The following is a 12,978-nucleotide window of genomic DNA, read 5'->3' on the forward strand; positions in this document are numbered from 1 at the left end:
GCCAGCCCATAATGCTCTTTTTCCCCATTTCCTTTTGATGAAAATAATTCCGGAAATGAGTAGGATCATTACTATCGTCAAGGGCATTACCAAAAAACTTAGGAATTGCGAAAGGAGGAAGAACATGAGTATGATTGCTGGTTTGTACAAATAAAAGAGGGAATCTCACATTTTTCAAATCCAAAGAATTCTAATCAGGGTATTATAATTTTAATTTTTCAGGCAATGGTTTTATAATCATGCTTTTATTTGTTTCTAGAGCTTTTCTTTAATCAAGGTAGAAAGCTATTTTTGAACATGAGTTTAAACCAGCCTAACCTACTGCCTTTGTTGCAAAAGCTTTCCGACCAATTGGATGGGGATTTACAATTCGATTCTCTAACAAAAACCCTATATGCCACAGATGCTTCAGTTTATCGTGAGATGCCTTTGGCAGTAGCTTTTCCAAAAACCGAATCAGATATCCAGAAACTGATTCAATTTGCTACCGAAAATGCATCTTCTTTAATTCCTCGGACGGCGGGTACTTCACTTTCAGGTCAGTGTGTTGGCAATGGGATCGTGGTTGATGTATCGAAGCATTTCACGAAAATACTGGAACTAAATGTGGCTGAACGGTGGGTTCGAGTACAACCTGGAGTGGTGAGAGACGAACTCAATAGATTTTTAAAACCTCATGGACTTTTCTTTAGCCCGATAACTTCAACCGCTAATCGCGCGATGATCGGTGGTATGGTAGGCAATAATTCTTCTGGAACCACCTCAATTGTTTATGGAGTTACCAGAGATAAAGTTATTTCTCTAAATACAATTTTAAGTGATGGAAATCCTGCTGTATTCGAAGAAATTTCGCAAGATGATTTTGATCGTAAATGTGGGTTGCAAACGCTGGAAGGAAAGCTTTATCGGCAGGTTTTTGATGAATTAAATAATCCCGAGACGAGAGAAGAAATTCATACTCAATTCCCAAAGAAATCAATTCATAGAAGAAATACAGGCTATGCAGTCGATGAATTGCTAAAAGCTGAGATTTTTGAAGGGCAAGAAAAATTTAATTTCTGTAAACTCCTAAGTGGCTCAGAAGGCACATTGGCTTTTACTACGGAAATAAAAATCAGTTTGGATCCTTTGCCTGATCCGATTGAAATAGTAGTAGCAGCTCATTTTGAGACTATTCACCAGAGTATGGTTGCCTCTCAAACTGCCATGAAACATCCTGCAACCGCCGTGGAATTGATGGATAAAATCATTTTGGACTGCACCAAAGAAAGTATCGAATATTCTAAAAACCGATATTTCGTAGAAGGCGATCCAGAGGCATTGCTGATGGTGGAATTCAGAGGAAAGACCTTAGAAGAAGCTATGGAAAAAGGTGAAGCATTGGTTGAGGATTTAAAGAGAAATAGTCTTGGTTATGCATATCCCATCATTGAACCCGCCATGGTTTCCGCTGCTTGGTCATTGCGTTCTGCAGGTTTAGGACTTTTGGCAAATATCCCGGGAGATCCAAAAGCAGTAGCATGTATCGAAGATACTGCTGTGGATATTGCCGATTTGGCGGATTATATAGATGAAGTGGACGAAATGATGAAAGGCTTTAATCAAAAGCCAGTTCATTATGCTCATGCTGGAGCAGGAGAAATTCACTTACGTCCGATATTGGATTTGAAGAAGTCTAAAGATGTGGCCGAGTTTTATACTATTTCAAAAGCATCAGCTGAGTTGGTAAAGAAATATCAAGGCTCGTTGAGTGGAGAACATGGAGATGGGCGAGTAAGAGCAGCTTTTATTCCTTTGATGGTTGGTGAGAAGAATTATGAACTATTCAGGAAGGTGAAATTTACCTGGGATCCCAATAATATTTTTAATCCAGGAAAAATCGTTGATGCCGCTCCAATGAATGAGTTTTTACGATATGTTCCAGATGCAAAAACTCCCGAACATAAAACATTAATGGATTTCTCGGCTGTTGGAGGAATTCTCCGATTGGCAGAAAAATGTAATGGTTCTGGTGATTGTAGGAAACTTCCAGGTTCCGGTGGGACCATGTGTCCAAGCTACATGGCAACCCGAAATGAAAAGGATACGACCAGAGGTCGAGCAAATACCCTTCGGGAGTTTTTGACGATGGATAAAAAGGGTAATGCTTTTAATCATCCGGAAATCAAGGAAGCAATGGACCTATGTCTTTCCTGCAAAGGCTGTACTTCTGAATGTCCTTCGAATGTGGATATGGCTAGTTTGAAAGCTGAATTCCAATATCAATACCAAAAATCAAATGGTACTCCCCTGAGATCAAGAGCTTTTGCTCACATCAATGAGCTAAATGAATTAGGCTCAATCGCACCTGGAATTGCCAATTTCTTTTTGAGCAATAGCCTCACTGGAGGCTTGATGAAGTCAGTTTTGGGTGTTGCGCCAGAACGAAATCTTCCTGAGATCAGCAAAATAAGCTTACGAAAATGGTACAAGAATAATTATGACTCTTTACCGGGAGCTGCGAAAAACATCAAGTCAGTTTACTTTTTTGTAGATGAGTTTACCAACCATAATGATACTCAGATTGGAATAAAGGCTATTTCTCTTTTGAAAAAACTTGGGTATGATGTCAAAGTAGTAGATCATCAGGAAAGTGGTAGATCTGCAATTTCGAAAGGCCTGCTTCCCAAAGCCAAAAAACATGCGGAGGCAAACGTCAAGATTTTTGAAAAGCTAATTGATGGGAATACTCCTTTAATCGGTTTGGAGCCATCGGCTATTTTGAGTTTTAGAGATGAATATCCGAGATTAGTTTCCTCAGATTTAGTTGCTTCTGCTAAGAAATTGAAGTTTCATGTTAAGCTGATTGATGAGTTTTTGGCACAAGAAATTGCAGCTGGCAATATCAAATCCGAATCCTTTTCATCTAAAACTCAAAAGATCAAACTTCATGGTCATTGTCATCAAAAGGCACTTTCATCGATGACTTGGACGCAGAAAATATTGTCTTTGCCAAAAAATTACACAGTAGAAACTATCCCAAGTGGTTGCTGTGGAATGGCAGGAAGTTTTGGATATGAGGCAGAGCATTATGAAGTTTCTCAACAAGTAGGAGAGTTAGTGCTTTTTCCTGCGGTTCGAAAAGCAGATTCTGAAACGATCATTGTTGCTCCGGGAACATCTTGTAGACATCAGATTGCTGATGGAACAGGTAGGAAGGCCAAGCATCCGGTTGAGATTTTGTGGGAAGCTTTGAATAAATAACTAATGCATAATATTAAACCTAAGATTAAAATGGAAGAACCAACACGCCTAGTCCAGCTTATTCACTCCGAAAAGGGAAGGAAGGTTGCAGTAGTATCGGAACCCTATCTGATATTATTAAACGAGGTTTCTTCTATTTATCAATTGGCATTGTCTTCGATTGACTCGGGTGGTTCTATTCATTCTTTATTGGAGCAACACCTTTCCACCGATCAGCTTGAGTATGATTCTGTTTATGATGGAAAAAGCGAATGGAAGCTATTGCCATCTTTTGACAATCCTGATATCGTCTCAAATTGCATTGTGACTGGCACTGGGTTGACTCACCTTAATAGTGCCATGAATAGAGATGTTATGCATCAGAACGATGCGGAAAATCTGTTAACAGACAGCATGAAAGTGTATCAGTGGGGAGTAGAAGGTGGGAAACCCAAGGATGGGGAAATCGGAGTGCAACCTGAATGGTTTTATAAAGGTACAGGTGCCATTCTCAAAGGTCACGGAGAGAAATTGACAGTTCCTGCTTTTGGAAACGATGGCGGTGAGGAACCAGAAATAGCTGGGATTTACCTTGTAGATAGAAAGGGTCAACCGGTTCGGATTGGATTTACTACTGGGAATGAGTTTTCAGACCATGTGATGGAGAAAAAGAATTATCTCTACCTAGCACCTTCCAAATTGCGCAATTGCTCCATTGGGCCAGAATTGGTTCTCACTGAGGATTTTTCAGATTTGAATGGACAAGTGAGTGTATCACGAGGTGACGAAGAACTTTGGTCAGCTGCTATTAAGACTGGGGAGGAAAATATGGCCCATTCCTTGGCAAATTTAGAATATCACCATTTTAAATATCCAGACCATCGTCAGCATCTTCAAGTACACGTACACTTTTTTGGAACTGGGGCCTTTAGTTTTGGTGCAGGAATAAACTTGCAAACAGGTGATCAGATGAAAGTAGAGTGGGAAAGAATGGGTCGTCCTTTAGTTAATTCAATTGAGGTTTCGGAGGAAAAAGAGGAGTTTATCCGTGTGAATCAAATTTTATGTCATTAAGTGATATTGGGAGAATCTAGGTTACTTCATTAATCACCCAATTGAAGGATGAAAAAAGTGAGTTTCAAATCCATTATATCAAAAGACTGGACCTCTAGAGTTCCAGCCTTTTTTTTGATTATAATTTAAATAAAAATGAAATTACCCTTTGTTTCCTTCTGGATAATAGTGGTGAACATCTCTCTGAGGAAATGGAATTCCAATATTTGCTTTGTCAAATGACTTCTTAATATTTTCCTGCATGTAGAAATGCACATTCCAAAAATTTTCTGTTTTGCACCAAGGTCGAACTGCAAAATTAACCGAAGAATCTCCCAATTCTGAAACCAAAATATCTACAGGCTGGGAATGGTCTATAAACTCACAGGAAGCGGCTACTTTCTCTATAACTTCACGAGCTTTGTCAATGTCTGCTCCGTAACTTATTCCGAAGGTCATTGGGACTTTTCTGACCTCATTGGCAGTTAGATTTTCAAGGGGATTTGAGGAAATTGCTCCATTAGGTATGATTATGCTCCTATTATCAAGTGTTGTAAGTATCGTATTGAAAATCTGAATTTCTTTAACAGTTCCAGAATATCCGTTAGTTACTATGAAATCTCCAACTCGGAAGGGTTTAAAAAACAAAATAAGCATTCCAGCAGCCATATGACTTAGGTTTCCTTGTAAGGCCAAACCAATAGCAAATGCAAGAGCACTGAAAATGGCGATAAAAGAAGTAACCTCGAAGCCAAACATCGATGCAGCACTTAAAAGCACCAGTAGCCTCAACGTGATGTTGATCATAGAAAAAAGAAAAGGAGCTAACGATTTATCTACATTTCTTTTTTCGAGTGTTTTTTTAATGTTTTTGGAAATAAGGCCTGCTATCCAAAATCCAATTACAAGTGTGGCGATAGCTCCCAATACTTTTGGGGCGTAGAGATAAACTGCATCTAAAATTTTCGAAATATCAAAATCCATAAAATTTGAGGTTTAAGAAAACTCATTCACTGAGTTGTTCGATTAAAAGAATTTAATAACATAAGTAATTTCACTAATTTTTAATTAGTTATAAAAAAAATCAATCAGAAATCCCTCCATGGTACAAATTTCGGAAAAGATCTAAGTTAATATTATTTGAAAACCTTTCTCAACACAAATTCTGCACATCTTGCTGCGAGCTTGGCAGTACAATTATCTTGATCATATTTTGGATTTAACTCAACTAAGTCCAGAGAAATCAGCTTTTTGCTGGAAGCGATTAATTCAAAAACTTTAAAGGCAATTTCGGGATTGAATCCTATTGGTGAGGGAGCGGATACTCCAGGGGAAAAGGCAGATGAAAAGCCGTCAAGATCAATACTTACATACAATTTATTGACTGAGTCTATAAATCTGATTATTTCTTCCTGAATAAATTCCCAATTACTCAATTGAAAATCTTCTATGCTCATCCAATTTACTTGTAGCTCCTCAGCGGCTTTAAAAAGTGATTTTGGGTTTGATGCTTTCTGAATTCCCAAACACAAATAATTGAAGTCCTTTTCAAATTCTTTTGCTAATTGATAGAAAGGCGAGCCTGAATGTCCTTTACCATCAACAAAAGTGCGGAGATCAAAATGAGCATCCAAATTAATAATTCCCAGCTTTTCTTCTTTGGGTTTTAGAAAGCTATAAATTCCTCTCGCATGAGCATATGCCAGATCATGTCCTCCTCCAAAAATCACTGGAAAATGATGAGTTTCAAGTAGTTTTTTTACCGTTTCGGCAATCAAATCATGGCTGGATTCCATGTCTCCACCTAAGGTAATCACGTCTCCATAATCAAAAACCCTGCTTTTTTCGGGAAGATGAAACGCTAAGCTTCCCATCATATTACGGATAGATTTTGGCGCTTCTGAAGTACCTAATCGACCTTGATTTCGAATTACACCTTCCTCACCCGCATATCCTAAAATCCCTACTTTTGGACTTCCTTTGGTGTTGTCTAGCTTCAAATCATTGACAGAAATAGTGGCCTGATGCCAATATTCTATGTCGGTTGACTTTCTTCCAAACCAATTGGATGCATCTGGATTTTGAAGGAGAGGATTCATTGCTTTTTTATACCAATTTATCTAAAATACTATCATCCACCAGATTTGGTAAGGTTACTTTGAAATTTGGAGTTCTTTCCATTTCTCTTCGAATTGCTTCCAATGATCCTGAATTTCTCGCCCAAGCTCTCCTGGAAATCCCATTGTTTACATCATAAAAAAGCATGGTTTTCAATTTTCTTTCAGCATCAGCTGAGCCATCCAGCACCATTCCAAAACCTCCATTGATAACTTCACCCCATCCAACACCACCGCCATTATGGATGGAAACCCATGTGGCTCCTCTGAAACTGTCACCGATGACATTATGAATTGCCATATCTGCTGTGTATTTGCTTCCGTCATAGATATTGCTCGTTTCGCGGTAGGGTGAATCTGTACCACTGACGTCATGATGATCTCTTCCCAAAACAATTGGAGCCGAAATTTCTCCAGAAAGAATAGCGTCATTAAAAGCTTTGGCTATTTTAGCGCGTCCTTCAGCATCTGCATACAGGATTCTGGCTTGTGAGCCCACTACCAGTTTATTCTTACCAGCTTCCTCTATCCATGTGATGTTATCCTGCATTTGCTGCTGAATAGAAGCGGGAGATTCTTTTTTAATGTCCTTTAGAATCTTCGCTGCGATCCTATCAGTTTTCTGCAAATCTTCTGATTTCCCTGAAGTACAAACCCATCTAAAAGGCCCGAATCCATAATCAAAACACATAGGACCTAAAATATCCTGAACGTAACTCGGGTATTTAAAATCAATTCCATTTTCAGCCATAACATCAGCACCAGCTCGGGAAGCCTCCAGTAAAAAAGCATTTCCATAATCAAAGAAGTAGGTTCCTTTTTTTACATGTTTATTGATAGCAGCAGCATGCCGTCTTAAGGTTTCTTGGACTTTTTCTTTGAAGAGTTCCGGCTCATCGGCCATCATTCGATTTGATTCTTCGAAAGATTGCCCAACAGGATAATAGCCTCCTGCCCAAGGATTGTGTAAAGAAGTTTGGTCTGAACCAATCTCTACAAAAATATTTTCATCATTAAACCGCTCCCAAACGTCTACGATGTTTCCGATGAAGGCAATTGAAACAACTTCCTTATTTACTTTTGCTAACTTGATTCTTAGCACCAATTCGTCTAGATTTTCTACTAGTTCATCTACCCATTCTTGTTCAAATCTCTTTCTAGCAGCGGAAGCGTTTACTTCTGCACAGATGGTGATGCAACCAGCAATATTTCCCGCTTTTGGTTGAGCTCCTGACATACCTCCTAATCCAGCTGTCAAGAATATCTTTCCACTTGGCGAATCTCCCTTTTCTAATTTCATTCGAAACGCATTCATCACGGTGATGGTAGTTCCATGAACAATCCCTTGCGGACCAATATACATGTATGAGCCAGCTGTCATTTGTCCATATTGGGTTACGCCCAAAGCATTGAATTTTTCCCAATCATCAGGCTTTGAATAATTCGGGATCATCATACCATTGGTGACAATAACTCTTGGAGCTTCCTTAGAAGATGGGAATAATCCCATAGGATGCCCAGAATAAATATGCAAGGTTTGGTCTTCTGTCAACTCAGAAAGGTATTTCATGACCAAAAGGTATTGTGCCCAATTTTGAAAAACTGCACCGTTTCCTCCATAGGTAATTAATTCATCTGGGTGCTGTGCCACTGCTGGGTCAAGATTATTTTGGATCATCAACATAATTGCAGCTGACTTTCTGGATTTGGCGGGATACTCCTCAATCGATCTTGCTTTCATTTCGTAATCAGGCTGGAATCGATACATATAGATTCTACCAAAAGACTCTAATTCTTCTAAAAATTCATTGGCTAGTTCTTGATGCCAGTCTTTTGGGAAATACCTCAGAGCATTTCTCAATGCTAGTTTTTTCTCATCTAAACTTAGAATTTCCTTTCTTTTAGGTGCATGAGAAAGACTTGTATTTCTTTTCTTTTTGGAAGGAAGTACTGAAGGTATGCCTTGTTTTATATGCTCTTGAAAATTCATGGGTTTAAAATTGTTTGATTATCTCTCGGCGACGCAATGGCTCATCGAAAAATTGGTTTTGATTGAAATTTTAAAATCTACAGCAAAGTCACTATGGAGCAAAATGTTTAGTGTCCTATATTAATTCCAATATCTTTTGTCTAAAGTCTCATATCTTTTCTCCTCTTTTCCAAATTTGAGAAGGTTTGAGTTTGCCTTGTTGGTAGAGAATTTCTTGATAGCTTTCAGTTGGAAATAGATTAAAATCAGCTAACATTCCTCCTTTCAAAACACCTCTGTCTGAAAGGTTTAATGTAGCCGCGGCTCTATAGGTAATTCCTGCTAAAACTTCGGCTGTGCTGAGCTTTTCATTAGTTGCAAGAATGGATGCTTGAACAACTAAATCTCCCATGGGAGCAGATCCTGGGTTCCAATCTGTTGCAATCGCAAGAGACCCACCTTTGTCAAGGATTTTTCTAGCTGCCGTGAAAGCAACCCCTAAACCAATTGAAGCACCTGGTAATGCAACGGCAATTGTTTTAGATTTGGCTATAAGCTCAATTTCCCGATCTCCGGAGGCTTCCAAATGATCCGCTGATTTTGCTTCAAACTCAACGGCAACCTGGGTTCCTCCAATCGAAAATTGATCCGCATGAACTGTAAGATCGAATCCCAGCTCTTTTGCATGAAGAAAATATGCGTTTATTTCTTGGGGTGAAAAAGCACTTTTCTCAATAAAAGCGTCAACTCGGTTAGTCAGATTTTTCCTCTTCAAAAGAGGAAGGAGGGTATTTGATATAAGTTCTAAATATTCTGAAGCATTCCCTTCAAAATCTCTAGGCTTCATATGTGCAGCAAGACATGTAGGAATTAAATCAGCTTTTGTCTTGCTATCGGCCTTTTTGATGGCCTCCAACATTTTGATTTCTTCTTCTGGGTTTAGTCCGTAACCACTTTTGACCTCAATAGTAGTTACTCCCTCTTGAAGGTGGCGATTAGCATTGATGATGGTTCTTTGTGCCAATTCTTCCAGGCTTAGTTTTCTGGTTTGGGTTACTGTATCCCAGATTCCCCCGCCAGCCTCTGCAATTTCCAGATAAGTTTTTCCGGCATTCCTCATTGCAAAATCTTTGGCTCTGCTACCTCCAAAACAAATATGCGTATGACAATCTACCCAACTCGGTAAGGCTACAAAATCTTCCTTTAACTCATTGATTTCTGCCTCAGAATAATCGGATTTTAGTGTGGTAAACTTACCTACAGTTAGAATTTTTTCTTTTTGGATTACCATTCCAGCCTGTTCAATGATTTCCAGTTGATCGTCTGTCAATGCACCTTTGAGTGGTAGGTGATCTAAAGTCAATAATTGGCGAAATGGGCCTATTAATTTTAGAGAGTTATCCATAGTATTTTAAAATTTAAATAGTTCGCTCCATTCTGTTTCAAACTTTAGGTTTTCTTTATTGGCAACTTCCTGAGCGATTTTCACCAATTCTCCGCTCTGAATCATTTCGATCGCCATTTCCATATCATCTGTCATCACCCGATCTGATACTACTGGCTTTATTTTGCTTCGGACATGTTCATAAATGGCAGACATGATTTTCCCAGATTTCATTGGGGAATGAAAATCCATGGCTTGTGCCGCGTAAAACAATTCAACTCCCAGGATTTTCTCCACATTTCCAATTACCTGTAGCGCTTTTCTCGCCCCTATAGAACCCATACTCACATGGTCTTCCTGACCAAGGGATGTTGGGATGCTATCTGCACTGGAAGGGAAGCAAAGTCCTTTATTTTCAGATGCTAAAGCTGCTGTAGTGTATTGAGGAATCATTAGTCCCGAGTTCAAGCCGGTTTCTTTCAGAAGTAGTTTTGGTACACCCGGAGTATCTCCTTCAATGGAAAGATAAATTCTTCTATCGGCAATATTTCCGATTTCGGAAGCAGCCAAACAGGCATAATCCAATGGCAAGGCAATGGGCTGGCCATGGAAGTTTCCTCCGCTGATAGTATGATTCTCATCGAAAACGACAGGATTATCCGTCACAGAGTTGATTTCCGTTTCGATGGAATCTTTCAAATGAAGCCATGCATTCCTAGAGGCTCCATGAACCTGAGGCATACATCTTAATGAATAGGGGTCTTGAACTCTTGCACAATTGACATGAGAGTTTACTATTTCTGATTCATGAAGCAGATTTAAGATAGTTTGAGCAACATGCTTGTTTCCAGGAAATGGCCTCAATTGATGTAGTTCTGCTGAAAAGGGTTTTATCGACCCCATTAACCCTTCAATCATCATGGCTCCTGTAATATCCGCATGCTGCAAAATATTATGAAGTCTATCCACCACCTTCACTCCGAAAGCGGCTATGAATTGAGTTCCATTGATCAGTGCAAGTCCTTCTTTAGGACCAAGATGAAGTGGTTGAAGATTAAAATGCTCTAAAACTTTAGAACTTGGAACAATTTCCCCAGCAAAATGTACTTTCCCGAAACCGATCAAAGGCAAAAATAAATGAGATAGAGGAGCCAAATCCCCAGAAGCTCCAACGGATCCTTGCATTGGGACTACAGGAACAATATCATTTTCCAGCATCCAGAGCATGCGCTCAAGAGTATGTTGTTGGATGCCAGAAAAACCCTGCGCCAAAGCATGGATTTTAAGAACCAGCATTAATTTCGAGATTTCTTCGGGGATAGGATCTCCCAAACCTACCGCATGACTTTTTAAGAGATTTTCCTGTAATGTCCGAGTATCTGATTCTGAAATCCTACTGGTGCAAAGTGGGCCAAAGCCCGTATTGATTCCATAGACAGCTTTTTCTCCTGAAGCAATCTTTGCAACAGCGTCAGCAGATGCTTTGACTTTCAAAATGGTTTGATCATTTAGTACTCCTGTTGCATGTTTCCTAGCTAGTTTTATGGCCATTGATGCAGTGAGTCTGTCAATACCGAAATGGAAAGTTTCCATAAAATTTGGGTTTTATTCTTTGGGGCAATACAAAATTACCCAGTATGATTGATAATTATTGATACTATATTTGTCAATATGTGATACCTTTAAGGTATCATGGAACTTAGACATCTAATCTATTTTAAAGCAGTGGCAGAGGAACTGAATTTCCGGAAGGCCGCCGAGCGTTTATTTATATCCCAGCCAGGTTTGAGTAGACAGATCAAACAGTTGGAAGAAATGCTAGAAGTACAACTTTTTGACCGGGATCAAAAGCATGTGGAATTAACTAACGCCGGATTATATTTTAAAAATGAAGTTGACTTTGTGATCAATCATCTGGATTTGACGAGAAGCCAATTAAAATTGATCGCTTTGGGAAAAATAGGGGAATTAAGGATTGGGTTTCTAGGTTCGGCTTCTAACCAGATTTTACCTGATTTACTTTCTAAGCTCAATGCCATTCAGCCTTTGATCAGCACAAGTTTGGAGGAGTTAAGCAATGCTATGCAAGTGGAGATGATTGAAAAAGATAAGCTGGATTTAGGATTTGTCCGCTTGGCTTCGGTTCCTAGTGATCTAGAAATGAAGGTGGTTTTGCGGGATAGTTTTTCGCTGGTAGTGCCAAAAGATCACCCGATTCAGGAACATGATTTTGTATCAGTGAATCAGTTTAATGAGGAGACTTTTGTACTTTTTTCCTCAGACTACAGCAATTTGTATTACGAGCAGATAATTGGCATTTGTAGAGATGCAGGCTTTTCTCCAAAGATTAGACACAAATCTGTGCATGCGTTGACGATTTTCAAATTGGTAGAAAATGGAATGGGAGTGGCAATTGTTCCGACTTCTTTGAAAAAAGGTTATGAACTGAATGTGCGATTTATGGAGATTCCTCATATTCAACAATTCACTGAACTCTCAGCTATCTGGAAAGAAGCGAATCGCAATCCAGCGTTGAAGCAGATTCTACATTTGCTTTAGAAAAACAGATAAAAAAGCATTCAAATCCATACTTTCATCAAATACGATTTAATGAAATATTTCAAACCATAATATGAGGAAGGGCGATAGCAACGCAGACAAGATGACAAAGATTTTATTGGTTATTTATCTGGTGGTTTTGGGCTGGATCATTTTATTCAAGCTTGGAGTTCAATTCTCTTATATGGAAGAAAGGAAATTAAACCTTATCCTTTTTTCAAATGGCTATTATAGTACGATGGAAATTATTCTGAATGTGGTCATTTTTGTTCCATTGGGAATTTATTTGGGAATTTTACTCAAAGAAAAAAGTCTGTTTTTAAAGCTACTTTCCTTTTTTCTTGTCAGCTTGATTCTGGAAGGACTGCAGTATTGTTTAAAAATTGGAACATTCGATATCACTGACTTACTGACTAATACCACTGGCGGAATCATAGGGTATTTACTCTTTTTGGCAGGGGAAAAACTAATTTCAAACCGAGACCAGACCCAAAATTTTTTCAATAGCATCGCGGGTATCGGGACCATAGCAATTGTATTGCTACTTATTTTACTGAAATTAAATATGTTACCAATTAAGTATCAATGAGGATAATTTGGTTTTTGAATTCCGTAAAAGTGGATTCCAAAAAGACAAAATGTAGGATGCAGTTTGAAAAGGGATTGTGGTCCAA

9 protein-coding genes are annotated in these 12,978 nt (G+C 38.8%); 4 read left to right on the forward strand and 5 right to left on the reverse strand.

The annotated features are described in order from the left end of the window. Nucleotides 1-297: 297 nt before the first annotated feature. Both Q0L68_RS09490 and araD1 read left to right on the forward strand, forming a co-directional pair. The gene (locus Q0L68_RS09490) at nucleotides 298-3,243 is read left to right on the forward strand and encodes an FAD-binding and (Fe-S)-binding domain-containing protein (RefSeq protein ID WP_296702152.1); all 2,946 of its coding nucleotides are present in this window, start codon (nucleotides 298-300) and stop codon (nucleotides 3,241-3,243) included. A gap of 30 nt (nucleotides 3,244-3,273) precedes the next feature. Next, complete coding sequence (gene araD1, locus Q0L68_RS09495) at nucleotides 3,274-4,296, forward strand: AraD1 family protein (protein ID WP_296702154.1); 1,023 nt, start codon at nucleotides 3,274-3,276, stop codon at nucleotides 4,294-4,296. A 141-nt stretch (nucleotides 4,297-4,437) separates the two neighbouring features. On the opposite strand, the gene Q0L68_RS09500 is transcribed toward araD1, so the two are convergent. The 5 genes from Q0L68_RS09500 to hutH all read right to left on the reverse strand — a co-directional run bounded on the left by Q0L68_RS09500 (nucleotide 4,438) and on the right by hutH (nucleotide 11,338). After that, the gene (locus Q0L68_RS09500) at nucleotides 4,438-5,259 is read right to left on the reverse strand and encodes a mechanosensitive ion channel domain-containing protein (RefSeq protein ID WP_296702156.1); all 822 of its coding nucleotides are present in this window, start codon (nucleotides 5,257-5,259) and stop codon (nucleotides 4,438-4,440) included. Nucleotides 5,260-5,411: 152 nt separating this feature from the next. After that, complete coding sequence (hutG, locus tag Q0L68_RS09505; RefSeq protein ID WP_296702158.1) at nucleotides 5,412-6,374, reverse strand: formimidoylglutamase; 963 nt, start codon at nucleotides 6,372-6,374, stop codon at nucleotides 5,412-5,414. Nucleotides 6,375-6,381: 7 nt separating this feature from the next. After that, the gene (locus Q0L68_RS09510) at nucleotides 6,382-8,382 is read right to left on the reverse strand and encodes a urocanate hydratase (protein WP_296702160.1); all 2,001 of its coding nucleotides are present in this window, start codon (nucleotides 8,380-8,382) and stop codon (nucleotides 6,382-6,384) included. Nucleotides 8,383-8,530: 148 nt separating this feature from the next. Beyond that, on the reverse strand, nucleotides 8,531-9,766 hold the full coding sequence (gene hutI, locus Q0L68_RS09515; protein WP_296702162.1) for an imidazolonepropionase: 1,236 nt from the start codon (nucleotides 9,764-9,766) through the stop codon (nucleotides 8,531-8,533). Between the two features lie 6 nt (nucleotides 9,767-9,772). After that, entirely contained in the window at nucleotides 9,773-11,338 is a 1,566-nt protein-coding gene (gene hutH, locus Q0L68_RS09520) for a histidine ammonia-lyase (RefSeq protein WP_296702165.1), read from the reverse strand. Between the two features lie 99 nt (nucleotides 11,339-11,437). Between hutH and Q0L68_RS09525 the strand changes: the two genes are divergently transcribed. After that, nucleotides 11,438-12,304: a LysR family transcriptional regulator gene (locus tag Q0L68_RS09525; RefSeq protein ID WP_296702168.1), complete on the forward strand. Its 867-nt coding sequence runs from the start codon at nucleotides 11,438-11,440 to the stop codon at nucleotides 12,302-12,304. A 73-nt stretch (nucleotides 12,305-12,377) separates the two neighbouring features. Then, nucleotides 12,378-12,893, forward strand: a complete 516-nt coding sequence (locus Q0L68_RS09530; RefSeq protein ID WP_296702170.1) for a VanZ family protein — start codon at nucleotides 12,378-12,380, stop codon at nucleotides 12,891-12,893. Nucleotides 12,894-12,978: the final 85 nt, after the last annotated feature.

This window comes from Algoriphagus sp., from assembly GCF_024642405.1.
GTDB lineage: Bacteria > Bacteroidota > Bacteroidia > Cytophagales > Cyclobacteriaceae > Algoriphagus.